The organism is Bradyrhizobium sp. 18BD (assembly GCF_054185225.1).
The window spans coordinates 1-25,716 of record NZ_JAVAYL010000019.1; the positions used below are offsets into that span (position 1 = coordinate 1).

22 protein-coding genes are annotated in these 25,716 nt (G+C 63.7%); 5 read left to right on the plus strand and 17 right to left on the minus strand.

Translation table 11 applies throughout. From position 1 onward, the window contains the following. Positions 1-339 precede the first annotated feature (339 nt). Positions 340-1,752, plus strand: coding sequence for an MFS transporter (locus RAD16_RS29385; RefSeq protein ID WP_458161327.1), 1,413 nt, complete (start codon positions 340-342; stop codon positions 1,750-1,752). Between the two features lie 123 nt (positions 1,753-1,875). Here RAD16_RS29385 and RAD16_RS29390 read toward each other — a convergent pair whose 3' ends face one another. After that, complete coding sequence (locus RAD16_RS29390; protein ID WP_458161328.1) at positions 1,876-3,540, minus strand: S53 family peptidase; 1,665 nt, start codon at positions 3,538-3,540, stop codon at positions 1,876-1,878. Between the two features lie 360 nt (positions 3,541-3,900). On the opposite strand from RAD16_RS29390, the gene RAD16_RS29395 reads away from it, so the two are divergent. Next, positions 3,901-4,995 carry a phosphorylase family protein gene (locus tag RAD16_RS29395; RefSeq protein WP_458161329.1) on the plus strand — a complete coding sequence of 365 codons (1,095 nt, stop codon included), beginning with the start codon at positions 3,901-3,903 and terminating at the stop codon, positions 4,993-4,995. A gap of 87 nt (positions 4,996-5,082) precedes the next feature. Next, on the plus strand, positions 5,083-5,823 hold the full coding sequence (locus RAD16_RS29400; protein ID WP_458161330.1) for a sulfate transporter family protein: 741 nt from the start codon (positions 5,083-5,085) through the stop codon (positions 5,821-5,823). Positions 5,824-5,830: 7 nt separating this feature from the next. Here the strand turns inward: RAD16_RS29400 and RAD16_RS29405 are convergent, their stop codons facing one another. From RAD16_RS29405 to nth, 3 genes are read right to left on the minus strand one after another with little or no spacing between them, the layout of a single operon-like run. Beyond that, entirely contained in the window at positions 5,831-7,459 is a 1,629-nt protein-coding gene (locus RAD16_RS29405) for an MFS transporter (RefSeq protein WP_458161331.1), read from the minus strand. Next, positions 7,446-8,582 carry an HlyD family secretion protein gene (locus RAD16_RS29410; protein WP_458161332.1) on the minus strand — a complete coding sequence of 379 codons (1,137 nt, stop codon included), beginning with the start codon at positions 8,580-8,582 and terminating at the stop codon, positions 7,446-7,448. Before RAD16_RS29410 ends, RAD16_RS29405 begins: the two co-directional genes overlap by 14 nt. A 37-nt stretch (positions 8,583-8,619) precedes the next feature. Further along, a complete protein-coding gene (nth, locus tag RAD16_RS29415) occupies positions 8,620-9,402 on the minus strand; it encodes an endonuclease III (RefSeq protein ID WP_458161333.1) in 783 nt (260 codons plus the stop codon). Positions 9,403-9,424: 22 nt separating this feature from the next. Between nth and RAD16_RS29420 the strand changes: the two genes are divergently transcribed. Both RAD16_RS29420 and RAD16_RS29425 read left to right on the plus strand, forming a co-directional pair. After that, positions 9,425-9,943 carry a DUF2244 domain-containing protein gene (locus RAD16_RS29420; RefSeq protein WP_458161334.1) on the plus strand — a complete coding sequence of 173 codons (519 nt, stop codon included), beginning with the start codon at positions 9,425-9,427 and terminating at the stop codon, positions 9,941-9,943. A gap of 55 nt (positions 9,944-9,998) precedes the next feature. Further along, a complete protein-coding gene (locus RAD16_RS29425) occupies positions 9,999-10,895 on the plus strand; it encodes a methylated-DNA--[protein]-cysteine S-methyltransferase (RefSeq protein WP_458161335.1) in 897 nt (298 codons plus the stop codon). Positions 10,896-11,023: 128 nt separating this feature from the next. Here the strand turns inward: RAD16_RS29425 and RAD16_RS29430 are convergent, their stop codons facing one another. From RAD16_RS29430 to dnaK, 13 genes are all read right to left on the minus strand, one after another. Beyond that, the gene (locus RAD16_RS29430) at positions 11,024-11,647 is read right to left on the minus strand and encodes a 2,3-bisphosphoglycerate-dependent phosphoglycerate mutase (protein WP_458161336.1); all 624 of its coding nucleotides are present in this window, start codon (positions 11,645-11,647) and stop codon (positions 11,024-11,026) included. Positions 11,648-11,729: 82 nt separating this feature from the next. Then, the gene (gene dapB, locus RAD16_RS29435; RefSeq protein WP_458161337.1) at positions 11,730-12,545 is read right to left on the minus strand and encodes a 4-hydroxy-tetrahydrodipicolinate reductase; all 816 of its coding nucleotides are present in this window, start codon (positions 12,543-12,545) and stop codon (positions 11,730-11,732) included. A gap of 105 nt (positions 12,546-12,650) precedes the next feature. After that, a complete protein-coding gene (locus tag RAD16_RS29440) occupies positions 12,651-13,661 on the minus strand; it encodes a M23 family metallopeptidase (RefSeq protein ID WP_458161338.1) in 1,011 nt (336 codons plus the stop codon). Between the two features lie 17 nt (positions 13,662-13,678). Next, entirely contained in the window at positions 13,679-14,761 is a 1,083-nt protein-coding gene (locus RAD16_RS29445; RefSeq protein WP_458161339.1) for a helix-turn-helix transcriptional regulator, read from the minus strand. Between the two features lie 178 nt (positions 14,762-14,939). Continuing rightward, the gene (locus RAD16_RS29450) at positions 14,940-16,214 is read right to left on the minus strand and encodes an HlyD family type I secretion periplasmic adaptor subunit (RefSeq protein ID WP_458161340.1); all 1,275 of its coding nucleotides are present in this window, start codon (positions 16,212-16,214) and stop codon (positions 14,940-14,942) included. 86 nt (positions 16,215-16,300) lie between these two features. Next, on the minus strand, positions 16,301-18,016 hold the full coding sequence (locus RAD16_RS29455; RefSeq protein WP_458161341.1) for a type I secretion system permease/ATPase: 1,716 nt from the start codon (positions 18,014-18,016) through the stop codon (positions 16,301-16,303). 127 nt (positions 18,017-18,143) lie between these two features. Further along, positions 18,144-19,445 (minus strand): calcium-binding protein, encoded by a 1,302-nt coding sequence (locus RAD16_RS29460; RefSeq protein ID WP_458161342.1) that lies wholly within the window; start codon positions 19,443-19,445, stop codon positions 18,144-18,146. 398 nt (positions 19,446-19,843) lie between these two features. Continuing rightward, the gene (locus RAD16_RS29465; protein WP_314953758.1) at positions 19,844-20,146 is read right to left on the minus strand and encodes a DUF1330 domain-containing protein; all 303 of its coding nucleotides are present in this window, start codon (positions 20,144-20,146) and stop codon (positions 19,844-19,846) included. Positions 20,147-20,241: 95 nt separating this feature from the next. Further along, positions 20,242-20,955, minus strand: a complete 714-nt coding sequence (gene pyrF, locus RAD16_RS29470; protein ID WP_458161343.1) for an orotidine-5'-phosphate decarboxylase — start codon at positions 20,953-20,955, stop codon at positions 20,242-20,244. 6 nt (positions 20,956-20,961) lie between these two features. Next, positions 20,962-21,540 (minus strand): NADPH-dependent FMN reductase, encoded by a 579-nt coding sequence (locus RAD16_RS29475; protein ID WP_458161344.1) that lies wholly within the window; start codon positions 21,538-21,540, stop codon positions 20,962-20,964. 57 nt (positions 21,541-21,597) lie between these two features. Beyond that, positions 21,598-22,197, minus strand: a complete 600-nt coding sequence (locus RAD16_RS29480; protein WP_027561640.1) for a class I SAM-dependent methyltransferase — start codon at positions 22,195-22,197, stop codon at positions 21,598-21,600. Positions 22,198-22,282: 85 nt separating this feature from the next. After that, positions 22,283-23,416 (minus strand): molecular chaperone DnaJ, encoded by a 1,134-nt coding sequence (dnaJ, locus tag RAD16_RS29485; RefSeq protein ID WP_458161345.1) that lies wholly within the window; start codon positions 23,414-23,416, stop codon positions 22,283-22,285. A gap of 259 nt (positions 23,417-23,675) precedes the next feature. After that, positions 23,676-25,577 (minus strand): molecular chaperone DnaK, encoded by a 1,902-nt coding sequence (gene dnaK, locus RAD16_RS29490; RefSeq protein WP_458161346.1) that lies wholly within the window; start codon positions 25,575-25,577, stop codon positions 23,676-23,678. Between the last annotated feature and the right edge of the window lie 139 nt (positions 25,578-25,716).

The window sequence follows — 25,716 nt, forward strand, 5'->3', positions numbered from 1 at the left end:
GGTCTTGACCTGATCTGCGCGCGCCATCCCAAACTTCCCGCGGTCGGGACGAAGAGCTGGCCCGCAATCGAACAAAAAGCTGACCATAAACCTTGACACACCAAATCCCCATGTGAGCAATCCAGAGTGTTGCCGCGGAGGGATTCTGGATTGCTTCGCTGCGCTCGCAATGACGCGCGGTTAGCTTCGTTCGAAAATCTCGAACGCTTCCATCGATATGTTCTTCTGGATTTCCGGGCTCGCCCCGCCAACATGGCGCGATCCGGCAGAGCTTGCACACCACGACAGAGATGAGCCGCCGGAAAACGCGCGCGATACGCGCGCCACGGGGAGGACATCATGAGCGTTGTCGGCATCGACACAGGCTTTGAGCTCGGCGCTGCGCCATCGGTGCCCGACGAGATCTCGCAGCGGCTCGAGGCGATGCCGGGGGCGGCCCATGTCTGGCGCCTCGTCATCCTGCTCTCGCTCGGCGGCTGCTTCGAAATCTACGACCTGTTCCTCACCGGCTACATCGCGCCGGGCCTGAGCCGCAGCGGGCTCTTGAGCACGACGACGCAGGCCTTCTTCGGCTTCGCCGGCATCGGCGCCTTCGTCGCCTCGACGTTTGCAGGCTTGTTCGTCGGCACCTTCTTCCTCGGCTTCCTCGCCGACCGTTTCGGCCGGCGCGCAATCTTCACTTACGCACTGCTCGGCTACACCGCGGCATCCGTGATCATGGCCTGCCAGACCTCGCCGGAGGGGCTATTGTTCTGGCGCTTCCTCGCCGGCATCGGCATCGGCGTCGAGGTCATCACCATCGACGCCTACATCACCGAGCTCGTGCCGAGCCGGATGCGCGGGCGCGCCTTCGCGGTGAACCAGTCGATCATGTTCCTCGCCGTGCCCATCGTCGCCTTCCTCGCCTGGTGGCTGGTGCCGCTCGCGCCTTACGGTATCGAAGGCTGGCGCTGGGTGGTGCTGATCGGTGCCGCCGCCAGCATGATCATCTGGGTGCTCCGCCTGTACCTGCCCGAGAGCCCGCTGTGGCTGGCGCGGCACGGTCGCAACGAGGAAGCACTTCGCATCCTGGCGACGCTGGAGGCCGCCAGCGGCAGCGCCGGCGCGCGGCCCGGGCCATCGCCTGCGCGTCACGTCCGGCAAGCCACGCGCGTCGGCTTCGCCGATCTGTTCCGTCCGCCCTATCTGTCGCTGGTCGTCCTCTTCATGGTGTTCAATCTGTGCCAGGCCTTCGGCTTCTACGGCTTTGCCAATTGGGTGCCGACGCTGCTGGTCGAGAAGGGCATCAACGTCACCAAGAGCCTGCAATATGCCTTCATCGTCGCCTTCGCCTATCCGATCGCGCCGCTGCTGGCCGCGAGCTTTGCCGACAGGTTCGAGCGACGCTGGATCATCGCCGGCGCCTGCGTCGCCATCATCGTGTTCGGCATGGCGTTCGCGCAATTGACCGCGCCCGCGCTGCTGATCGTCTGTGGCGTGCTGCTGACGGCCTGCAACACCACGATGTCCTACGCCTATCACGCCTACCAGACCGAGGTGTTCCCGACCCAGATCCGCGCGCAGGCCTCCGGCCTCGTCTATTCGATGAGCCGGCTGAGCGCGACGTTCTCGGGCTTCATCGTCGCCTACATGCTGAAGGAAGGCGGCGTCACCGGCGTGTTCGGTCTGATCACCGCGGCGATGCTGATCGTGGTGATCGCGATGGCGCTGTTCGGCCCGAACGTGCGCGGCAAGGCGCTGGACACGGTGTAGCCCAAGTCTCTCCACGCGTCATTGCGAGCGCAGCGAAGCAATCCAGAGTCCCACCGCGGAGACAGTCTGGATTGCTTCGTCGCTTCGCTCCTCGCAAAGACGGAGGAGAGAGCGTCGCCTAGCTCACGCCACCAGCAGATTCTGCAAGGCCGCGCCGTTGGGGACGCCGAGGCCGGAGCAGGCATCCCAGCCGGGGCCGGCCTTGTACATGCCGCGCAGATCGCCGGTAATGTCGTTGTTGCCGACCGTGATGTCGCGGAACACGCCTTGGGCATGCGAGGCGTAGATCAGCGGGTTGATGAAGCCGACGGTCTTGCCGAACTGCTTGGTCGTGGCCTCGTTGATGCGGGCGATCAGCCCGGCCATCAGCGGCGCCACCGCGCTGGTGCCGCCGATCGTGGTGCCGACGCCGTTGAGGAAGATTTGGTAGCCGGTGGCGGGATCGGCATCGCCGGCGACATCGGGCACGCCGCGCCCGACCGAATGCGACGGTGATTTCGGCACGTGTGCGCTGGCCTGGTAGGCCGGCCTCGGGAATACGATGCTGACGCCACCGCCACCGGCGCCGTCTTCGGGGCCGCCGTTCCAGACCACTTCGGTGAGCGCGCCGTTCGAGGCCTTCAGGTTGGTGCCGCCGCAAGCGAGCGCAAACGGGCTGGAAGCCGGGAAGTCGGCATGGGGCCGGCCATCCCAGTCCTCGGCCATGTCGGCCGAGCCATTGTCGCCGGAGGCGACGCAGACGGTGATGCCCATCGCGGCGGCATCGCGGATCGCCTCGTTGAGGCCGTCGACGAATTGCTGCGAGCCCGCCGGATCTTCCGGTCCGCCCCAGCTGATCGAGATCACCGAGGGCTTTCGTGCGGTGTCGTGGACCGCGGCTTTCACCGCGTCGATGAAGCCGTTGGTGGTGTTGGGCGCGAAATAGACCACGATCCTGGCGCCCGGCGCGATCGCACCGGCCACCTCGATGTCGAGCACGACCTCGCCGTCGGCCTCGGAATGGCCGGGCTTGTTGGCGCCGCCGTCGACGCTCGCCGGCGCGATCTGTGGCATCGGGATGCCCGCCTTCTTGAAGAAGGTTTTCAGGTCGGACGTCTTGTAGCCGGCGCCCGTCGGATGGCCCTTGCTGTCGATGTCGTTGAGCTCGATGATGGCGATGCACTGGCCGGCGCCGGTCTCGTCGCCCGGGAAATTGTAGAGCTGGGCGATCTGCTCGACCGAGAAGCTGCCGCCCTGCGCCGCGCGTGCCGTCGCGCCCTTCTTCGCAGCCTTATTGGCCATCATGCGCCGGAAGTGCGGCTGCGCCACCGGGCGGTTGTCGAGGCCGTGCACGCCGACCACGATACCTTTGAGCTCGACCGGGATCTGCACGCTGCCCTTGCGCATGCGATAGGTCGCGCCGTCATGCTTGACCTTGTTGAGCTTGACGCCGAAGGCCGCGCTCATCGCCTTCACCGTGCCGGTCAGCTTCACCGTGCGGGAGGCCAGATGCACGCTCTTGACGTTGAGATCGTGAAGATGCGCGAAGTCGTCGATCCTGGCGACGTCGGCGGGGTCGGCGCCCCTGTGCGCGGCGAATTCCGCGCGCGAAAGATATTGCCGCTCGCGCGGCGGTTGCGCGCCCAGCGCCATCACCTGTTCATCGTCGGCCTGCTGCGCGCTCCTGGCACGAAGCCGAACGCTGATCTCGATTTCCTGCTTGGGATCGGCCGCGCCGACGAGCTTGGCCCCCTTCGGCAATTGACGGGCGCTGTTCACCAGCGCGACTCGCTTGGTCGAGCTTGCCATGACTTCCTCCGTTTGTGATTGGAAGGCAGATTGTCGCACCTCAACTATAGGTGTAATCTGAAACGCGATTTGGTTCAGATACTGCGACGAATTTTTTCAGAAATGCCGTTACGGGGCGGGAGAAATCATCTGTGACCCAAACCGGCACGCGATCGGTCAATCATTGCGACCCATCCGATGCCAAGAAATTCGATCTAAGATTGTAACCGTCGGCGCACTTGGCCGACCAACGTAAGACGTTTGCCGAAATCTAAACTGCAAAATCATTGACGGAGATGATGCGATGTTGGCCGACCGCAAATGGGTTGAGAGAAATCTCGTTTCGATCCGATCACGACACCGCCGCCGCCCGAGACCTTCGTGGTGAAGCGTGTGAAGGACGCCGCAGTGAAGAAGACCGCGAAGGTCACGGCCGAAGACTTCCGGCGCGAGATCATCGATTTCGATTCAGAGTCGGAGGAGGGCCGCGAGTTCATGGCCTTCTCGACCTCGACCGGCCTGTCGCGCTTCACCGACATTCCCTGGCCGAAGGGGCTTGCGCCGCAGACCGGCCCGAAGCCGAAGGGCAACGGCAAGGGCCCGCTGCCGCGTGCCGACGTGCTGGTCGTGACCTGGACCGTCGACGAGGGCCACGCGCTCAGCCGCGTGCTGACGCCGGGCAAGGACTCACGCAACGACTATATCCCCTACACGCACAATTATACCGCCATCTCCAAGAAGATGCGCAACGGCTGTCCGGCCAAGGAGCTGAAGCGGCTCGGCACCTACTGGACCACGACGATCGGCAAGAAGAAGTGTGTGATCTTCAAATCCGACTCGCACATGTCGCAGGACGGGCCGGACTTGCCGAACGTCGACGTCTGGCGCCAGATCATCACCGAGGTGCAGCCGACGCTGGTCATCACCACGGGCACGGCCGGCGGCATCGGCAAGCAATTCGAGGTCGGCGACGTCGTGGTGTCACCGATCGTGCGCTTCGACTGCCTGTCGAAATTCAAGAAGGAGCCGTTCGCGCAGGAGCACTTTTCCAGCAAGTCCGCCGTGACGAAAAAATTCGCGCAGGCCAAGACGCTGTTCAAGGCCAATTCCGCGCAATTGCCGAAGGACAACACCAGGGCGCCGAAGATCTTCGTGGTGAAGCCGAGCGGCTTGTCGTCCTCGGTGGTGACCACTGACTTCTTCGGCTTCGATACCTCGGACGATCATTTCCACCTCCGGGGGCTTGGCGACGTCTCCGAGATGGGTGACGCCGTCCTTGGCCTCGTGGCCCAGGAGATGGGCGACAAGGCGCCGCGCTGGCTCGCGATCCGCAACGTCTCCGATCCCCAGATCAAGGCGGAGGGAACGCTGAAGCAGCAGGAGCAGGTCGCCGCCCAGATCTACAAGGGTTTTGGCCGCTGGAGCACGGTCTGCAGCGCCATCACCTGTTGGGCCAGCATCGCGGCGGAGCGTTAGGCCACAGAGGCTGACCGGTCAGCCTCCCTTGCTGAAGGCGCCTTGGGTGTCTACCTCTCGCGGGTAGTTTCGTGAGAGGTTCCCACCATGCTGGATGCCGCCATCAAGGCGCTGTCGCAAATGATCTCGCCGCCGATGCGCTCGATCCTGTGGCGCTCGATCGGGCTCGCCTTGGTGCTGATCACCGTGCTGGCGATCGGCCTGCAGCGGCTGCTGAGCTGGTTTGCGACCTATGGCGAGGTCTGGCTCGAGGGCCTGCTCGGGCCGGGCTGGCATTCCGCGCTCGAAATCCTGTCCTGGATCGTCTCGATCGCGGCCGGCCTCGGGGTCGTGTTCGGCGGCGTGTTCCTGATGCCCGCGATCACCTCGCTGGTGGCGAGCCTGTTCGTCGACGACGTCGCCGATATCGTCGAGCGCGAGCATTATCCCGCCGAGCGGCCGGGCGTGGCGCTGCCGTTCAGCCAGGCGATCCTCGAAGGCGTCAAGACCGCCCTGCTGACGCTTTTGGTCTATCTCGCCGCGCTCCCGCTGGTGTTCTTCGCCGGCGCCGGATTCCTGATCTTCTTCCTCGCCGCAGCCTGGCTGATGGGGCGCGAATATTTCGAGCTCGCCGCGATGCGCTTCCGTTCGCCGGAGGAGGCCAAGGCGATGCGGCGCGACCATGCCGCGACCATCTTCACCGCCGGCCTCTTCATCGCCGCCTTCGTCTCGATCCCGATCGTGAACCTGGCGACGCCGATCTTCGGCATGGCCTTCATGGTCCACATGCACAAGCGCCTGTCCGGCTCGCGGCCCGAGCTGATCGAGCCGGCGCGACAGATGCGGTGACGTGCCCCTACGTCACCTGCACTCCGCACTTCCTGAGAAGCATCTTGGCGAAGCCGAACGGGGCCGGCGTGAACGGGCCGGGCGGAGCGCGGGTGATCAGCGCGATGAAGCCGAGCGCGGCCATCGCCAGCCAGAAGCAGAGCCAGAAGCCGTCGATATAGGCGAGCACATTGGCCTCCCGCGCAACGAAGCTTGCGAGCGTGCCGACCGCGCGCGCCGGCGCGGAGCCCGCGCCATGGGCCGCGAAGTGATCGGCAAGCCGCTTCAGCATCCGCACCACGTCGACGTCGCCGACCGTCAGGTTCTGGCCGATATAGAAGGAATGGACCTGCTCGCGCACGCGCAGCCACGTCCCCATCAGCGCCACGCCGATCTCAGCGCCGCCGAGCCGCATGATCTGGATATAGGCGGCAAAGGAGGTGGCGCGGCTCGGGTCGGAGTTCGACAGCGCGATGATGATGAGCGGCAGCAGCGTCGTCGACTGCCCGACCGCCTGCAGCAGCACGATGCCGATGAAATCCTCGCGCGCCCAGTCATGGGTGAGCTGGGTGCCCCAGAGATTGGCGGCGGCAAAGCAGGCAAAGCCAACCACCGTCACGGTGCGCGCGTCGAAATGGCGGAGCAGCCAGATCGAGATTGGCACCAGCACGAACATCGGCAGCGCGCCGTAGGTGAGCAGCAGGATCCCGCTCTGCTCGGGCCGGAGCAGGCCGACATTGCCGAGGAAGTTCGGCACCAGCGATGAATTGGACAGCGATGTCAGCGTGTAGAGCAGGATGACGACCAGCGACAGGCCGATATTGCGCGAGAACAGCACGTTCACATGCGCCCAGGGCTGTCGCACCAGCGACTCGTTGATGAGAAACGCGACGAACAACACCGCGCCGGCAGCGAGCAGCGCCATCACCGTGCCGTTGCCGAGCCAGTCCAGCCGGTTGCCCTGGTCGAGGCCGGCATAGATCATCGCGACAGCCGCACCGAGCAGCACCATGCCGCCCCAATCGGCCTCGCGCAGCAGCGCGCGGTTCAGCGGCTCGCTTGGCGTGCCCAGATAAACCATCAAGCCCATCAGCGGCGCGATCACGACGCCCTGCCAATACAGCCATTGCCAGCCGAGATGATCGACATAGAAGCCGACCAGCGAGCTCGACGTGTCCAGCGCGAATCCGACACGGATCGAATAGAGCGCGATCGCCGGCAGCCACCAGCGGATCGGCAGGTTGCGGAACACGATCATCAGGGTCGCCGGTACGAAGGTGCCGAGCAGCAAACCATGCGCCACGCTGAGCACGAGCAACGTAGAATAATCGTGCACGAAGGGAATGATCGCCGACGCCGCGGCGTAGACCAGACTGGGAATGCCGAGCACACGGCGCAGGCCGAACACGGTCGCAAGCCATGCCACCGCGGGCGCGATGAAGATCTGCGAGCCGATGCCGGCGGTGGAGAGCCAGGCGCCTTCGTCGAAGGAAAGCCCGAACGCGCCGCGCAGATCAGGCAGGCCGACCGTGGTCAGACGGCTGTCGAAATTGGCGAGGAACGAGCCGAGCAGCACCGCCGCCACCGCGAACAACGGCTGTGGCGCGATGCCTCCGCGCGAGATTGGTCCGCGATCGACATCGTCATTTCGCGCCATTGCCGGCCTTCGTGTCGATGCTGGTGACGACCGACATGCCAGGCACCAGCCGCGCCAGCAGCGGCTGATTGTCGTCGAACTGGATGCGAACCGGGATGCGCTGCACGACCTTGGTGAAATTGCCGGTCGCATTATCGGGCGGCAGCAGCGCGACCTGCGCGCCGGTTGCGGGAGCAATGCGCTCGACCCGGCCGCGCAATTTCTCCCGCGGGAAACTGTCGACGGTGATCTCGACCGGCTGCCCGGGCGTCACATGCGTGAGCTGGGTCTCCTTGTAGTTCGCGATCACATAGACCTTTGGCAGCGGCACCACGTTGATGAGGTTGGTGCCGATATTGACGTAATCGCCCGGCTGCACCTGACGCTCGCCGACGACGCCGTCGAAGGGCGCGGTGATCTTGGTGTAACCAAGCCTCAGCTTGGCGCTCGCCAGCGTCGCCTTGGTGGCTTCGAGATCGGCGGCGCGCTGCTTCTTGGTGCCTTGCAGGACCTCGAGCTGATGCTGCTGGGCGGCGATCACCGCGCGGCTGGCACGTACATCGGCCTGCGCCTTGGCGAGGCCCGCGACCGCCTGCTCGAGCCGCTGCCGCGTGCCGGCTTCGGTCTGCGACAGCGATTGCTGGCGCTGCTGCTCCTGCTTGGCTTCGACCTCCAGGGCTTCCGCCGACAGGCGCGAGGCCTCGGCCTGCGCGATCGTCGCGTATTGCAGCTCGATCTGGTTGGCGAGATTGTCGAGCACGGCTTGCGCGGCAGCCACGGCCGCCTCGGACTGCGCGACCTGGGCCTGGTAGTCGGCGGGATCGATCTGGATCAGGAGGTCGCCGGCCCTGACGCGCTGGAAGTCGGTCACCCCGACGGTCAGCACCTCGCCGGAGACGCGGCTCGCAAGCCTTGTCAGCTCGGAACGCACATAGGCGTCATTGGTGGTCTGGACCACGGCGCTGCCGACCCATTCGTCGAAACGCAGCGTCGCCAGCGCGACGAAGCCGAGCGCGACGATGACGGCGAAGAACGGGATCGCGAGCCGGCTCCAGAGCGAGCTTGCTGGCGGTTGTGCGGGCTTTGGTGATGGGGCCGGTACGGCGGCAGGCGGCGGTGACGAAACTTGTTGCTGCTGACTCACGATAGGCCCCCAAAACCACTTTGCTCGAATGCCGTTCTCACACCGTCTTCTCCGGCCACCGGCAGAGATCGTTGATCAGGCACACCTCGCAGCGCGGCTTGCGCGCGAGGCAAGTATAGCGGCCATGCAGGATCAGCCAATGATGGGCATGCAGCATGAACTCGGCCGGAATCACCTTTTCGAGACCAAGCTCGACTTCGAGCGGCGTCTTGCCGGGGGCGAGCCCGGTGCGGTTACCGACGCGGAAGACATGTGTGTCGACCGCCATGGTGTGCTCGCCAAAGGCCATGTTGAGCACGACATTGGCGGTCTTGCGCCCGGCGCCGGGCAGCGACTCGATCTCGGCGCGCGTGCGCGGCACCTCGCCGCCGAAATCGCTGAGCACTTTGGCGGACAGCGCGATGACGTTCTTGGCCTTGGTGCGATAGAGGCCGATGGTCTTGATGTACTCACGCAGGCGTTCTTCGCCGAGGTCGAGCATCTTCTGCGGCGTATCGGCGATCTCGAACAAGGCGCGCGTCGCCTTGTTGACACCGGCATCGGTCGCCTGCGCCGACAGCACCACGGCGACCAGCAGCGTGAACGGATTGATGTGCTCGAGCTCGCCTTTCGGCTCCGGATTGGCCTTGCGGAAGCGGCTGAAGACCTCGTGGATCTCCGCAGGCGTCCAAGGTTTGATAGAATTGGGCTTTATCGCCTTAGGTGATTTTTTGGCGGGGGCCGATTTCTTAGCGGGCTTGGGCTTCGCGACCGCCGCCTTTGCCTTTTTCTTCGGCACGGCGGCTTTGCGCGGGGCCGGCTTGCGGGTGATTTTCGCCATGATCGGGATATACTGAGGGACGATGAACACAGGCAACGAAATTGAGCACGACAGCGAACAGCAGATCTTCTCCGCGCTGCTGACGCCGCACCGCTCGCTGAACCGCACCGGCTTCCTCGCCGTGATGCTGTTCCTGAGCGTCGTCAGTTTCGTCACCGGCCTCGTCTTCCTGATGATGGGGGCATGGCCGGTGTTCGGCTTCTTCGGCCTCGACGTGCTGGTGATCTGGTGGGCCTTCAAGGTCAATTTCCGCACCGCGCGGGCGCGCGAGGAGATCACGGTCACGCCCACGGAATTGCGGGTGCGGCGGGTCAGCCATCGCGGCCAGGTCGCCGAATGGACCTTCAACCCGCTCTGGGTCCGCCTCGACCTGGAGGTCGACGAGGACTTTGGCATCGAGCATCTCTATTTGATCTCGCGCGGCCACCAGATCCAGATCGCAAGGTTCCTCGGCCCCGAAGAAAAGGCAAGCTTTTACAAAGGCTTGGTCGAGGCACTGAACGCCGCCAGGCGCGGCCCGACCTACAATCCCGTTAGCTAATGTCATGTCGGAAATCGGGTGGTTTCGTACCCGTGCCGCGCCTACATTTCCGCTCATGATGACACTCGCCATTCATGACCAGCGCCTGGCCAGGCCGGGCTCCCAGAACGCCGCGCTCCGCGACTACGATTCGGTGCGCCGGGCCATCGCGTTCATCTCGGAGAACTGGCGCACGCAACCGACCATCGAGGCGATGGCGGATGCGGCGGGCGTCACACCGGACGAGCTGCACCATCTGTTCCGTCGCTGGGCCTCGATCACGCCGAAGGCCTTCATGCAGGCGCTCACCCTCGACCACGCCAAGGGGCTATTGCGGGATTCCGCGAGCATCCTCGATGCGGCGCTCGACTCCGGCCTGTCGGGACCGGGCCGGCTGCACGACCTCTTCGTCACGCATGAAGCGATGTCGCCGGGCGAATGGAAGCACGGCGGCGCAGGCCTCACCCTGCGCTACGGCTTCCATCCTTCGCCGTTCGGCACCGCGATCGTGATCGCGACCGACCGCGGCCTGTCGGGCCTTGCCTTCGCCGACCCCGGCGAGGAGCAGATCGCACTGGCGGACATGACGCGGCGCTGGCCGAACGCGACCTATGTGGAAGATCACGAGGGCACCGCGCCGCTCGCCGCGCGCATCTTCGACACGAAACTGTGGCGGCCAGATCAGCCGTTGCGCGTCGTCATGATCGGCACCGATTTCGAGGTGCGGGTGTGGGAGACGCTGCTGAAGATTCCTATGGGCCGCGCGGTGTCCTATTCGGACATCGCCTGCAACATCAACAGCCCGAAGGCCTCGCGCGCCGTCGGTGCCGCGGTCGGCAAGAACCCGGTTTCGTTCGTCGTGCCGTGCCACCGCGCGCTCGGCAAGAGCGGCACGCTCACCGGCTATCACTGGGGCATCACGCGGAAGCAGGCGATGCTGGGCTGGGAAGCCGGGCAGCTGGGGATGCAGTAATCTAGGCGAGCTGCCGTAGGGTGGGCAAAGGCGCATCGCGCCGTGCCCACGACCTTTCTGAAACCGCCGACAGAACGTGGGCACGCTTCGCTTTGCCCACCCTACGGCACCGCGCTTGCGGCGAAACCCTAGCCCGCCAGATCCAGCTTCGACGCCACCGTCGAATCCGCATTGAGCCGGTAGATGATCGGCACGCCCGTCGCGAGCTCACGCTTCAAAATGCCTTCGGGCGACAGCTTCTCCAGTACCATGATCAGCGCGCGCAGCGAATTGCCGTGGGCGGCGACCAGCGTGCGCTTGCCGTTGAGCACGCCGGGCAGGATCTCCTGCACGTAATAGGGCAGGGCACGCGCGAGCGTGTCCTTCAGGCTTTCGCCGCCGGGGGGCGGCACGTCGTAGGAGCGGCGCCAGATCAGCACCTGGTCCTCGCCCCATTTCTTGCGGGCGTCGTCCTTGTTGAGGCCGGAGAGATCGCCGTAGTCGCGCTCGTTCAGCGCGAGGTTCTTCGAGGTCGGCAGGCCCTCCTGGCCGAGCTCGCCGAGAATGAGGTCGAGCGTGTGCTGCGCGCGCGTCAGCACCGAGGTGTAGGCGACATCGAACACGAGGCCTTGCGCCTTCAGCTTGCGGCCGGCCTCAGAGGCTTCCTTGACGCCGAGCTCGGTGAGATCAGGATCCTTCCAGCCCGTGAACAGGTTCTTCAGATTCCATTCGCTTTGGCCGTGGCGCACGAGCACGAGGAGACGTTCACTCATCAACTGCTTTCCATCTCGTTCATTGTCTTGAGCATGACCTCGCCGGAAAACCGCTTCACACTTTTCCGGGTCATGCTCGCGTTCAGATGTCGGATAGGCCGAGCACGTCGGCCATGGAGTAGTGCCCCGGCTGCTTGCCGTGCGCCCACAGCGCCGCCTTCAGCGCACCATGGGCGAACAGCATGCGGTCTTCGGCGAGATGCGACAGCGTCAGCCGCTCGAACGGGCCGAGGAAGGTCACACTGTGCTCGCCGGCGACGGTGCCGCCGCGCAGGGAGGCAAAGCCGATATTGCCCGGCTTGCGCGCGCCGGTGATGCCGTCGCGGCCGCGTTCCGAATGATCCTCGAGCGAAATGCCGCGACCGGCCGCAGCAGCCTGCCCCAGCATCAGAGCCGTGCCCGAAGGCGCATCGACCTTCATGCGGTGATGGGATTCGACGATCTCGATATCAAAATTCTCGTCGAGCGCCTTGGCGACGCGCTTGACCACGGCGGCGAGCAGATTGACGCCCAGGCTCATATTGCCGGACTGCACCACGACCGCGCGGTTGGTGACGCTTTTGATCACGGCGTTGTCCGAGGCCGACAGCCCGGTGGTGCCGATGACATGAACGAGCCCGCGCTCGGCGGCGATCGCGACGTTGGCGATGGTCGCGGCCGGCACGGTGAAATCGAGGATGCCGTCGGCCTCCTTCGACATCGCCCAGAGATCGGCCGAGAGCTTGATGCCGTTGGCGGGCAGGCCTGCGAGCACGCCGGCATCCTTGCCCAGCAGCTCCGAGCCCGGCGCCTCCAGGGCGCCCGCCAGCACCGCGCCTTTGGTGTCGGCAATGGCCCGCGTCAGGGCGCGGCCCATCCGGCCGCCGGCTCCAGCAACAATCAAGCGCATGTCTGACATGGTGCGATCCTCTCCACGCCCTATAGCGGGAGCGGACCGTTCCGGCAACCGATCAGACTTTTAAAATGCCCGTGGAGCGGGTCTCCCCCGAACACAGGCGCAGGGCTAGAGCGGAAGCTCCAGGTCCTTCTTGAGCACGACCTGGCCATCGCGCTCGACGACATAGGTGGCCTTGTAGGAGCCACGTTCCCAGCCCCCAGGAGGTCGCTTCTTCCCCGCAAAGAGCATAAATTGCGCCTTGTTGGTCTGAAGTGGTGCAGACCGATTTTCCGCAATGACATTGTCGAGGGGATCCTTGATGACGAGCCATTGCGCGTCGCCTGCCTTCAGCCCGATGGCCCGCACGAACGCGACGATTGCCATCGAACTGGCAGACGGCATTTGCCCATCGGCACTGCCGTCCTCGATGAGTTCCATCGTGACCGGACCCGTCGTAAAGCCCGCATTGAGGATGGCACGTTCCTGATACTCGAGTTTCGGGCGAAGGGCGGCAAGCCAGAGGGATTGACCGCCCTCGCAAGACTCGGGACGAACGCCATACGCAAAGGGATCGACGACCATGCCATTGTGCCTCACGGTGAAATGCAGGTGAGGATACTCCGTGAGGCCGGAGAGTCCGACGCGGCCGATCGCCTGTCCAAGTTCGACCTTGTCTCCAGGCTTGACCAACACACTGCCTGCGGCCAGGTGGCAGTACTGGGTTTCCCACTGCTCGGGATGTTCGATGACGACGCCATTGCCACACTCGGCCTCGCGCACCGCTTCGCGTCCCGATTTTGTGAGAGCGCCGTCTGGAGCATCATAGCGTGTACGAAGAATGCGACCGGCTGCGGCTGTGCGCACTTCCACGCCGGCTTTTTGCACTGCCAGTGAGGGCAAACGAAAGTCGGTGCCGTTGTGGTCGTCATAAGTCAGCGTGCCGCACTTGTAATCCCGCGCCGACCGCGACGGATCGAGATCGGTGTAATTCTGGATGAAGCAGGTGCGGCCAGGCTCGCAGGCAATCGGAAGCGCCAATTGAATGTTCTGGGCATCGGCATGGAAACCGGCACCAACCAATGCCAGAGCAGCGAGCGCCCGGTAGAGGAAACCTGCGCAGCTCATGCGACTCGACATAACGGAAAATCCCGTACTCAGTCAGGCGAACGCTTGCCAGCCGTCCGCAATGTCATCGGATCCGCTTCGTTCAATCGACAGTCGGAGGCCGGCCGGCTCACCGGGTTCTCGCGCCTGCCGGCGCCAAAAGGCGACTGCGTGAGATGATACAGCAGAAAGAATTCCGACTGTCTGTTGATCCCCAATTTGAGCATGATCCTCTTGGTGTAGGTTCGCACCGTTGCCTCGGTCAGCCGAAGCTCGGCTCCAATATCGCGAGGGCACTGGAATTGAAGAATCCGGGCGACGATTCTTTCCTCGGCCCAGTTCAACCCGAAGGCAGAAGCAATGCAGTGCGCGCCCTGCACCTCGTCGAATTGCGGTACGACGATGAGGGCCTTTCCCAGCTTGTCATGCGTTGGAACGGCGCCGATCTTGGCGAAGGCGAATTGCTGACGATCCATCGAGAGCGGTACCGTAGTATTGGACCATCCATGGGCCCCGCTCTCAACGAGCACTTTCCCGATTGCCCTCCGCAAGCTCTCGGTCACAGAACCGCATGAGCCGGCGAGCCTGCCACCATCCATCCTGAGCAGCTCGCGCTTGGCAAGCAGCACTCGTCCACCACGATTGACTGCGTAAATGTGCAGGCCCTGGTCTGCGACGATGGCGGGAAAGGTCAGCTCTTCGAGCCAGACCTGCTCATCGACATGCCCCGGCGTTTGCCGGGCAAGTGAATGAGCAGCCTTCCATATCGGGCGCACAGTATGCGCCAGACCGGGAATCTCGGCTGCCGCAAGCGCGGTCGGTCGCCATCCGGCCACGAAAACGACCGTGGCTCGCTCACCGGAGGCAAACCTGCCAATGACTGAATGGCTCTCCGTCGGGGGCTCCGCGCCGATCAACTTGCGCACGAGCGCCGTCCGGGAATTGATCGGCTCGAAAGAGGCGACGTCTTCGGCGGTGCCCTTGCGCGCAATTCGCGCAACCATCGTCGTGCATGACGGATCCGTAGGGGCGCCTCCGGTCCTGACTTCTTCCAACCCGGAGGAGGATATCATCGCGACGTAGCAGCTCCTGCAACCGAGCAATTCCGCCATGGCCTTCGCGAAATATTCCATTGCGGTCTGTTGCGGGCGCGGCTCCGGACAAGGCCCTGATGGACCACATCCGTCGTTGCCTTGCTTCGAGGCGGGCTCGACGCCATCGGAACGAAGATCATCCTGTGCGGAAGGTAGTGCCTTATTGCACTCATGCACGGTCGCCTCCCTCGTAGGCCGGCCCACCCCTTACCGGCGCTTAATTCTCCCTGAACGCGCGATTGATCCGTAGTGTCATCGGCTGCAAAAGATATTCCGCAAAGGTTCGTTCCCCCGTCTCGACAAATATCTCGACAGGCATTCCAGGCATCAACGTCGAGATGTAGGACGCCGTCGGCGCGTTGGGGTCCAGCTCGACCTCCGCCAAATAGGAGCTCACGCCGGAACTGGTATCGGTCAGCGCATCTGCCGCAACGCCGACGACCCTTCCCTCGAGCATTGGCCGCCTACGAATATTCAGCGCGTGAACCCGCACACGCGCCATCTGTCCGACATAGACCTCCTCCCGATCGGCAGGCTTCAATGTCGCCTCGATGACAAGCCGATCTTGCGTCGGAACGATTTCCATAAGGGTTTCCCGAGGTCCAAGCACGGCATTGAGATCCCTGCTGTTGAGGCCGACGATCCTTCCACTTTCGGGGGCACGCAATTCAGACCGGACAAGCTGGGCACGCAACGCGGCAATTCGATGTCTCAGGTCGCCGATTTCCTCGCTCGTCGCGTGCAGCTGCTTGGCGATATCCTGATTTTGGTTGAACCCCAGCTGCCGGCGTCTGTCCTGCAGCTCCGAGATCTTGCCCTGCATCTCCGAAATTGATGCGGCATTGCGCTCGACCTGTCCGGCGGCCTCGGCTTCGGCGCGTTGCAACGCCAGCACACGTGGTTTGCGGGCGAGGCCCTTTGCCAGGAGATAGCTCGTGTCGGCTATCTCTTCTCGTAGCAGCTTGAGTTGCTGTTGGAGTCCTTGAGTGTTGCTCTCCAAGCCGCGGATGGCGTCCGCGTTTTGCAGCATCTGCTGATCGATCACCTTGCGCTCGTTTTCGATCGCGGCCAGTCGCGCAGCAAATTCAGCCTCCTGGGTTTGAATGGCGATACGCGCGGAGAGAAGGGTCGCACTTTGCAGCAATTCGTCCGGAAACCGGATTGACTTCGCGGCGTCCTGCTCCGCCGCCAGCCGGGCCTCCATCGCCAGGTCGGCAAAGAACTTCGTTTCGAGGGAGCCAAGAGTCGCCTCGATCTGCGCGGTGTCGAGCCGTGCAATGAGTTGACCGGCTTCGACGTGATCGTTCTCCCGGACATAGATCGATTTGATGATTCCGCCTTCCAGATGTTGCACCGCCTTGCGCTTTGAATGGACCTTGATGAATCCTGGTGCCATGACCGCGCCGCGGAGCGGAACCATGGTTGCCCACAAGCCGAAGCCGCAAAATTGCAGGACGAGCAACACGCAGCCCCATGCGATGATCCGTCGCATGTCGGATCGCGGTCGCTCCGTCGGCCATGTCTTCGACCGGAGGCCGGCAACAGGCGCGGATATCACGACGGCATGACCGGTCTGTATCATGGAAGGACCCTCCTCCCTGACAGCTTCTGAGGTTGGGCGTTGCGAGGGAGCACAGACGGACCCGGTACCGGTGCCGGCCGCTGGGCGCGGAGAACCTCAAATGGAGGTCCGAAGGCGACCTGGTTGCCGTCCCTCAACAGCAGCACGGCATCGGCGATGGTCAATAGCCGCGGCCGGTGGGTGACGATCACGGATGCTGCGCCGCGCGCTTTGGCTGATTGAATGGCGGAGCACAACGCTTCTTCGCCGTCCGGGTCGAGATTGGCATTGGGTTCATCCAACAAGAGCAATCTGCGATTGCCGAAGAAAGCACGTGCAAGACCAATGCGCTGACGCTGGCCACCAGATAGCCTGCTACCGTCGCGGCCGATCTCGGTCTGGTAGCCGGCCGGAAGGGACAGGATCATTTCATGCGCCTGCGCGAGCATGGCCGCGGCGACGATGGCCTCGTCCCCTGCGCATTCATCAAACCCAGCGATGGCTTCGGCCACCGTTCCATCCAGGAGCTGCACGTCCTGGGGGAGGTAGCCGACGAATTGCCCAAGCTGGTCGGGATCCCAGGTATGGAGTGCTGCGTGGTCCAACCGGATCGTACCGCTGGTCGGCCGCTCGAGGCCTGCCATCAAGCGTAGCAATGTGGATTTTCCAGCGCCGGTCGGTCCGATCACGACGACAAGTTCGGAAGGCCGGCATTGAAATGATACGCCCGCGAGAATGGGACGCTGCGTCCCGCCAATCCGAAATGTCACCCGTTCGACCTGGAGGATGCCGGATGGCGGCGGAAGCAACGTCTTCTGCGAACGCGCGAGAACCGGTATCGCGGCGTTGCAGACATGCATCCAGGCGTCCTGCGCAGATGCCAGCGCGCGCCAGGCCGAGACCAACCCTTCCATGGGCTGCAACGTGCGGGCTATCAGGATCGAGCTCGCGATCAGACTGCCGGACAGCACCTCGTTCTGGAGCACGAGCCAGGCACCGGTGCCGATCGCGGCAATCTGCAGGATCGTCCTGACCATTCGCGCGGCGGCCGTAATCGTGTAGATGCGTTCGCTGGCCCGCACGACCGGAGACAGGGCTTCGTCATTGAGGCTCATGAACGCGCGGATGGCGCCCCGGGTCCAGCCCATCGCCCGCACCACGCTGGAGTGCCGGACGATTCCATCGAGCAACGCCTGCGTCTTCAACGCGGCCTGCGAAGCCTGCGCGATTTCCCCGCGCGCGATCCGGTGGCTTGCAACACCCATCGCCAACAGAATCCCCACCCCGATCAGGGCTATGATGCCATACCAGGGGTGCAGGAAGAACAGGATGAGAATAAACACCGGAAGGAAGGGAGCGTCTATCAGCGATGTGACCGTTCCACTCGACAGGAAACTTCTCAACTCGCGAAGCTTGACGAGATCGTGCGGCCGGCCGTCGGCCGGCGCTGTACCGATGATGCTGCCTTCAAGGATGATCGGAGCGAGGCAGTGCTCGAACCCAACTGCGAACCGGCTCAACAGGCGGTTACGAAAGGTGTCGAAGGCAGCGCTGAAAACGAGAGCGCCCACCGCAATGACGGTGAGGCCGACAAGCGTCTCAACGCTACCACTGCTGAGCACACGGTCGAACACTTCAATGGAATAGAACGGTACAACCAGCAGCAGCAGGTTTACGGACACGCTGAAGCAGACGATCCACACCAACGCGGATCGTCCGGGAATCAAGGTCACCAGCAATCTCTGGCCAGATGCTGGGGTCGCTCCACGGTTACGCGAATACATAATTGGCCGGTACTATCACTGACTGAAAACTGCAGCGGGCGGGGCGGCCTGACAACCGCCCCGCTGCTAGTCGGCGCTAGACAACCTCGATCGCCGTATAACCGGCGGCATTGTTGATGTCGTCGATCGACTCGAACGGTGTCGCACCGCCCGAAACGCCGTCGAGCTGAATGGTGCCGAAGCCGAAATCCAGCACGGTGTTGGTGCCGTCGTCGTCCACGACGACCGTGGCCGGGTCAAAGCCTGGCGGAGCATCGACATGAACGACATCGCCGTCAGCCGCACTGAGATCGGTGACCTCATCGTTTCCGAAGTTGGTCGCCGTGCCGTCGCCGAAATTGTGCGTATCGGTTCCGCCGCCGCCGGTCAGCACATCGTCGCCGAGTCCGCCGCTGAGCACGTCGGCGCCGTTGCCGCCGCTCAACTCGTCATCGCCGGCATCGCCATTCAGGGTGTCGTTGCCGGCGCCTCCCGACAGGGAGTCGGCGCCATCTCCACCATTCAGGACATCGGTTCCGTCGCCGCCAGCCAGCGTGTCGTCTCCGGCGTCGCCGTTGAGCGTATCGTTGCCAGCGTCGCCGCTGAGTTCGTCATCGCCGTCACCGCCGCTCATGATGTCATTGCCGGCTCCGCCGGCCATGAGGTCATCTCCGGCATCGCCGAACATCGTATCGTTGCCGGCCCCGCCATCCATGAGATCATCGCCGGCATTGCCATGCATGGTGTCATTGCCGTCGCCACCGTTCAGCGTATCGGCGCCGGCACCACCGTTCAGGATGTCGTCACCCGTGCCGCCATTCAGCAGGTCATTGCCAAGTCCGCCGTTGAGCGTGTCGTTGCCGGCGTCGCCATTCAGAGTGTCATCCCCGAGGCCACCATTGAGTATGTCGTTACCGTCGCCGCCGTTCAGCACGTCATTGCCGGCATCGCCGCTCAGCGTGTCGTCGCCGGCGTCGCCCCACAGGGTGTCGGCACCTGCGCCGCCATGAACGTCATCATTGCCGTCGCCGCCGTGGATGCTGTCGTCGCCTGCGTCACCAAAGAGGTGATCGTTGCCGGTTCCCCCATCGATAGTATCATTGCCCGCGTCTCCATGGATGGTGTCCACGCCAGCATTTCCGTTCAGCGTATCGTTGCCCGCTCCACCATTGATCGTGTCATCGCCGTCGCCACCGGTGATGGTATCGATACCGGCATTTCCATCCAGTGTGTCGTTGCCGGCACCGCCATCGATGTTATCGTTGCCCGGGCCGCCGCTTACGGTATCGTTTCCGTCGAGACCGGTGATGGTGTCGTTGCCTTGCAGGCCAAAGATCTGATCGTCCGCAGCCGTGCCGGGCAATACATCGTCGCCTGCTGTTCCAATGATGAGTGCCATGATCTCCGCTCCCTTTGCACAGAAATGCGCGACGCGGGTCGCGTTGCGGCCCGTCATGGACGTCGCAGATTTCGGGTTTGGCTTGGGCCCATCACCGATTGATGTGGGCTTCGATCAAGCAACCTTGGATGAAAGGAGAGCGATGCAGCAATCCCCATTTGGGGACAAAATAATACGGCAAGCTAGTGGACCCAATGACGACGACAAGTCTTCGTCTCAGGCGCGAGCGGACTCACTCGTTCGATCGAATGAGTCCGCCATGGCGATATCGGCGTGAGTGCGTGCGGACATGAGCCCGACGATCTCCCGATCGCCTACGACCATCGCACCCTCGTCCTGTCCACGAGATCCGGAGATATTCGCGTCAACCCGGGATATGCTTTGCTGACAATCCGTCTTCAGGGCTGCGGGCCGTCATAGCCCTCGATGATGATGAGGTCGGCGATCGAGTGCGGCTGGCGCACCTTGATGTTGGCCTGGTATTCCGGCGAATTGTAGCAGGCGATCGCGGTCTCGTAGTCCGGGAATTCGATCACGACGTTACGGGTGCGGCTGGCACCTTCGACGGTGGTGAACTTGCCGGCGCGGACGACGAAGCGGCCGCCCCATTTCTTGAAGATCGGACCGTTGGCGACGGCATAGGGCTTGTAGCCCTCGTCATTGCTCACATCGACGCGTCCGATCCAGTAGCCCTTTGCCATTGTTCGTCTCCCTTTCTAGTTGATGGTCTATTTGAGCATGATCTGATCGAAAAACCGCTTCGCACTTTTCGCTAACGCGGCCCTTCGGGTCCGGATCATGTTCCGAGCGCCTCTGCGATCTCGGCGTGAATGGCGTCTGCGACCGCCTTGGGGTCGGCGGCTTCCACCACCGGCCGCCCGACGACGAGATAATCGGCGCCTGCGACAATCGCGCGACCGGGTGTCATGATGCGCTTCTGGTCGCCACTTGCCGAACCCGCCGGCCGGATGCCTGGTGTGACGAGACTCATCTGGTGGCCGACGATCTTGCGAAGGCTGCCGACCTCCTCGGGCGAGGACACGAGCCCATCGACGCCGAGCACCTGCGCTTGCTGCGCGCGCGCTTCGACCAGTTCGGAGACACCGAGCCGATAGCCGGCCGCGTGCAGATCATCCTCGTTGTAGGAGGTCAGCACCGTGACGGCAAGAATCTTCAGCTTCGAGCTGCCGCGGCCCTCGACGGCGCCTTTCATGGTCTGCGGATAGGCATGCACGGTGACGAAGGTCGCGCCCAGCTTGGCGACGCTCTCGGTGCCGCGCGCGACCGTGTTGCCGATGTCGTGCATCTTGAGATCGGCGAACACCTTCTTGCCCTTGTCGGCGAGCTTGCCGATCAGCGGCAGGCCGCCGGCATAGGCGAGCTGATAGCCGATCTTGTAGAACGAGACGCTGTCGCCGAGCTTCGCGATCATCGCCTCCGCGGCATCGACGCTGGGCAAATCGAGCGCAACGATCAGGCGGTCTTTCGGGGCGATTTCGGCTGGCGTCATGTCACCTCACATCATGCGTTGGGAAATGTCGATCAACTGCCGCACCAACTCCTTCAACGAGGCGATATCACTCTCGTTCTTCAACCTGTCCATATCGTCATAGGCCTGGTCGGCAAAGGCGAGCGTGAGCTGGCTGGCGATCACATTGGCGTGGCAGGAAGTCAGGATCAGCCTGAGCGCCTGGAGCGCGCGGGCGGCACCTAACCGGCTCTGCGAGGCGCCGGCGAGCGCGAAGGCGCGATGGCGGAACACCTCGCCGCGCGCCTCGTGCGGATCCTGCACGCGGCTGACCCAGTCGATCGCGTTCTTCACCAACGGCGGCACCGAGGCGTTGTACTCAGGGGAGACGATCAGCACGCCATGATGCGCGCCGATCATGCGCTTGAGATTGACGGCGTGCTTGGGCACGCCTGATTTGGCCTGGAGATCGCCGTCATAGATCGGCAGCGGGAAATCGGCGAGCGAGATGCGGGTGACGTCGATCCCGGCCTGGGCGAATTCATAGGCCGCGACCGCCGCCAGCTTCGCATTGTGCGAGCCGGTGCGCAGCGAGCCGGGAATGACCAGAATTTTCGGAGCTGACATCCAATCCAATACGTTCGGCGAAACGAGCCCGCCGCGCATAGAAGGAAGCCGGCGGTATTAGTCCTTGCGATACACCCAGACGCGGGCCGGCGGAAGGTTCATCCAGATCCGTTCCGAGGCCTCTGTGGACACGCCAGGCAGCGATTTCGGGATCGGCGGCACCACCGCATAGGTGAACTGAACGAAGGGCGCGCCGGGCGCGAGTGCCGTGAAGGCGTCGCGGATCAGCCGCAGCCGCGTCAGCATCGGTTTTGTCACCAGCGGCAGGCCCGAGACGACGGCGCTGGCCGGTGCGCTCAGCACATTCCAGAGCGTGTCGCGCAGGCGGTAGGCATCACCTTGCACCACCTTGGCTTGCGGATAGCGGTCGCGCAGCAGGGCGCAGAAGCCGGGATTGTATTCGACCAGGACAAGACGCTTCTGGTCGACGCCGCGCTCGACCAGGGCCGAGGTGATGGCGCCGGTGCCGGGCCCGAGCTCGACCACCGGTGCGTCCGAATCGATGTCGACGTAATGCGCCATGGTCCGGGCCAGCAGCTTGCCCGACGGCATCACCGCGCCCATGTGCAGCGGCTTTTCAATCCACGATCTGAGAAAGCGCACCTCGTCATCAAGACGGGGCTTCTTCAACGCACGCGCGGACGATGGCAATGGCATGTCAGGACCGGACGGGACCGCGGGACCGCGTGTCAGAAAATGGTCATAAAGAGGTATAGGCCGGAAGAGGTATGGTCAAGCCGAGTCAGTTCGCCCGATTACCGAAGAAGTCCTTGACCTTGGCGAAGAAACCCTCGGATTCCGGCTGGGTGTTGCCGGAGGAGAGCTTTTCGAACTCGGCCAGCAATTCCTGCTGCTTCTTGGTGAGGTTCTGCGGGGTCTCGACCACGACCTGGACATACATGTCGCCGGTCTGGCGCGACCGCAGCACCGGCATGCCTTTTGATGCAATGCGGAATCGGCGGTTGGACTGAGTCCCGGCCGGCACCTTCACCTTGGCCTTGGCCTTGTCGATGGTCGGCACCTCGAATTCGCCGCCGAGGGCGGCCGTCACCATCGAGATCGGCACCCGGCAATGCAAATCGGCGCCGTCGCGCTGGAAGAACTGGTGCTGGGCCAGCGACAGGAAGATGTAAAGGTCGCCGGGCGGTCCGCCCCGGACACCGGCCTCGCCTTCGCCGGCGAGCCTGATCCGGGTGCCGTCCTCGACGCCCTGGGGAATGTTGACCGACAGCGTCCGCTCGCGGGTGACGCGGCCCTGGCCCGAGCAGGACGGGCAGGCGTCCTCGATCATCTGGCCGCGGCCCTGGCAGCCGGGGCAGGTGCGCTCCAGCGTGAAGAAGCCCTGCGACTGCCTCACGCGGCCGGCGCCGCCACAGGTCGAGCAGGTCTTCGGCTTGGTGCCGGCCTTGGCGCCGATGCCCGAGCAGGCCTCACAGGTGACCGAGACCGGAATCTCGATCTGCGCGGTCTTGCCGCCGAAGGCTTCCTCGAGGGTGATTTCCATGTTGTAGCGCAGGTCGGCGCCACGCTCGCGGCCGCCACGACCGCGCTGTCCGGCCATGCCGAACAGATCTTCGAAAATGTCGGAAAAGGAGGAGGCGAAGCCCGCGCCGAAACCGGCGCCACCACCGGGACCGCCCTGCTCGAAGGCCGCATGGCCGAAGCGGTCATAGGCGGCGCGCTTGTCCTTGTCCTTGAGGACCTCGTAGGCCTCGTTGATTTCCTTGAACTTGACCTCGCTGGTCTCATCCCCGGGATTGCGGTCGGGATGGAATTTCATCGCCAGCTTGCGGAACGACGATTTCAGCTTGCTCTCGTCGGCCGTGCGTTCGACTTCGAGGGTTTCGTAGTAGCAGCGCTTGGTGGACGTGGACATGTCTGACTCAGTCTATCCGATCGCGATTCAAGTCGGAGCGAAACAACGTCGCCACGCGACGATATAGGCAGCCTTCCGCGTCACGGCAGAGGGCTGCATGGCAGCGTTGAGCATAGCGGCTGGGAATTGATTGATCGTAACGGGACCGACTTCAAAAGAGTCTTCGCCCGTCGAGCCCGACACGAAAGCCTCCCCCCTGAAGGGGGAGGCCAGAGAAGCGTGTGGGGTCCAAGCCGTCCGCATCATACCCTCTCGGGGCTTATGCGGACTTCTTGTTGTTCTTGTCGTCGTCGACCTCGGTGAACTCCGCGTCGACGACGTCGTCCTTGGCCGCGTCCTTCTTGGCGTCGGCCTCGGCCTGCTGCTTGTACATGGCCTCGCCGAGCTTCATCGAAGCCTGCGCCAGCGTCTGGGTCTTGGCCTTGATCGCCTCGGCATCGTCGCCCTTCAGCGCTTCCTTGAGGTCGCCGACGGCATCCTCGATGGCGCGGCGCTCGGTCTCGCCGACCTTCGAACCGTGCTCGGCCAGGGCCTTCTCGGTCGAATGCACCAGACCATCCGCCTCGTTCTTGGCGGTAACGGCCTCGCGGCGCTTCTTGTCCGCCTCGGCATTGGCCTCGGCGTCCTTGACCATCTTCTCGATGTCGGCTTCCGACAGACCACCGGAGGCCTGGATGCGGATCTGCTGCTCCTTGCCCGTGGCCTTGTCCTTGGCCGAGACGTTGACGATGCCGTTGGCGTCGATGTCGAACGTCACCTCGATCTGCGGCATGCCGCGCGGGGCCGGCGGAATGCCCATCAGGTCGAACTGACCGAGCATCTTGTTGTCGGCCGCCATTTCACGCTCGCCCTGGAAGACGCGGATGGTGACCGCGTTCTGGTTATCCTCGGCGGTCGAGAACACCTGGCTCTTCTTGGTCGGGATCGTGGTGTTGCGGTCGATGATGCGGGTGAACACGCCGCCCAGCGTCTCGATGCCCAGCGACAGCGGGGTCACGTCGAGCAGCAGCACGTCCTTGACGTCGCCCTGGAGCACGCCGGCCTGGATCGCCGCGCCGATCGCCACGACTTCGTCCGGGTTGACGCCCTTGTGCGGCTCCTTGCCGAACAGCTGCTTCACAACTTCCTGGACCTTCGGCATGCGCGACATGCCGCCGACCAGAACCACTTCGCCGATCTCACCGGCAGTGACGCCGGCGTCCTTCAGCGCCTTGCGGCAGGGCTCGACGGTCTTCTGGACGAGGTCGTCGACCAGCGCTTCGAACTTGGCGCGGGTGAGCTTCATCGTCAGGTGCTTCGGGCCGGTCTGGTCCGCGGTGATGAAGGGCAGGTTGATCTCGGTCTGCGTCGTCGACGACAGCTCGATCTTGGCCTTTTCAGCGGCTTCCTTCAGGCGCTGCAACGCGAGCTTGTCGTTGCGCAGGTTGATGCCCTGCTCCTTCTGGAACTCGTCGGCGAGGTAGCCAACGAGGCGCATGTCGAAATCTTCGCCGCCGAGGAAGGTGTCGCCGTTGGTCGACTTCACCTCGAACACGCCGTCGCCGATTTCGAGAATGGAGATATCGAACGTACCGCCGCCGAGATCGTACACGGCAATCGTGCCGGCCTTGGTCTTGTCGAGGCCATAGGCCAGCGCAGCCGCGGTCGGCTCGTTGATGATGCGCAGCACTTCAAGGCCCGCGATCTTGCCGGCATCCTTGGTGGCCTGGCGCTGGGCGTCGTTGAAGTAAGCGGGAACGGTGATGACCGCCTGATCGACCTTCTGGCCGAGATGGGCTTCTGCGGTCTCCTTCATCTTCTGCAGGATGAAGGCAGAGACCTGCGAGGGCGAGTAGGTCTGGCCGTCGGCCTCGACCCAAGCGTCGCCGTTGGAAGCCTTCACGATCTTGTACGGAACGAGCTTCTTGTCCTTCTCGACCATCGGGTCGTCGTAGCGGCGGCCGATGAGGCGCTTCACTGCGAAGAACGTACGCTCCGGATTGGTAACGGCCTGGCGCTTGGCAGGCTGGCCGACGAGGCGCTCACCGTCGTCCGTGACGGCGACGATCGAAGGCGTCGTGCGCATGCCTTCGGAATTCTCGATGACTTTGGCGTTCTTGCCATCCATCACGGCGACGCACGAATTCGTGGTGCCGAGGTCGATCCCAATGACCTTTCCCATGGTCCTGATATCCTTGTTTTTGCGGCAGGTTGGCTGGGCCCAGAAGGCACCCGAACCGAAACCCCCTAAGATCAAACATCCGCGATATTGCGATGGTTGAGGCTCATATAGGAGGGGGGGAGGGTGCCGCAAGGACCGA

Bases quoted from the DNA above. Each gene is read 5' to 3' on its own strand.
- RAD16_RS29465 (WP_314953758.1), bottom strand. From the start codon at position 20,146: ATGGCAAAGGGCTACTGGATCGGACGCGTCGATGTGAGCAATGACGAG.
- RAD16_RS29425 (WP_458161335.1), top strand. From the start codon at position 9,999: ATGATGACACTCGCCATTCATGACCAGCGCCTGGCCAGGCCGGGCTCC.
- RAD16_RS29400 (WP_458161330.1), top strand. From the start codon at position 5,083: ATGCTGGATGCCGCCATCAAGGCGCTGTCGCAAATGATCTCGCCGCCG.
- RAD16_RS29385 (WP_458161327.1), top strand. From the start codon at position 340: ATGAGCGTTGTCGGCATCGACACAGGCTTTGAGCTCGGCGCTGCGCCA.
- RAD16_RS29405 (WP_458161331.1), bottom strand. From the start codon at position 7,459: ATGGCGCGAAATGACGATGTCGATCGCGGACCAATCTCGCGCGGAGGC.
- dapB (WP_458161337.1), bottom strand. From the start codon at position 12,545: ATGTCAGACATGCGCTTGATTGTTGCTGGAGCCGGCGGCCGGATGGGC.
- RAD16_RS29480 (WP_027561640.1), bottom strand. From the start codon at position 22,197: ATGCCATTGCCATCGTCCGCGCGTGCGTTGAAGAAGCCCCGTCTTGAT.
- nth (WP_458161333.1), bottom strand. From the start codon at position 9,402: ATGGCGAAAATCACCCGCAAGCCGGCCCCGCGCAAAGCCGCCGTGCCG.
- RAD16_RS29460 (WP_458161342.1), bottom strand. From the start codon at position 19,445: ATGGCACTCATCATTGGAACAGCAGGCGACGATGTATTGCCCGGCACG.
- RAD16_RS29390 (WP_458161328.1), bottom strand. From the start codon at position 3,540: ATGGCAAGCTCGACCAAGCGAGTCGCGCTGGTGAACAGCGCCCGTCAA.
- RAD16_RS29450 (WP_458161340.1), bottom strand. From the start codon at position 16,214: ATGCGACGGATCATCGCATGGGGCTGCGTGTTGCTCGTCCTGCAATTT.
- dnaJ (WP_458161345.1), bottom strand. From the start codon at position 23,416: ATGTCCACGTCCACCAAGCGCTGCTACTACGAAACCCTCGAAGTCGAA.
- RAD16_RS29420 (WP_458161334.1), top strand. From the start codon at position 9,425: ATGAACACAGGCAACGAAATTGAGCACGACAGCGAACAGCAGATCTTC.
- RAD16_RS29440 (WP_458161338.1), bottom strand. From the start codon at position 13,661: ATGTCGAGTCGCATGAGCTGCGCAGGTTTCCTCTACCGGGCGCTCGCT.
- dnaK (WP_458161346.1), bottom strand. From the start codon at position 25,577: ATGGGAAAGGTCATTGGGATCGACCTCGGCACCACGAATTCGTGCGTC.
- RAD16_RS29430 (WP_458161336.1), bottom strand. From the start codon at position 11,647: ATGAGTGAACGTCTCCTCGTGCTCGTGCGCCACGGCCAAAGCGAATGG.
- RAD16_RS29445 (WP_458161339.1), bottom strand. From the start codon at position 14,761: ATGGAATATTTCGCGAAGGCCATGGCGGAATTGCTCGGTTGCAGGAGC.
- RAD16_RS29475 (WP_458161344.1), bottom strand. From the start codon at position 21,540: ATGTCAGCTCCGAAAATTCTGGTCATTCCCGGCTCGCTGCGCACCGGC.
- pyrF (WP_458161343.1), bottom strand. From the start codon at position 20,955: ATGACGCCAGCCGAAATCGCCCCGAAAGACCGCCTGATCGTTGCGCTC.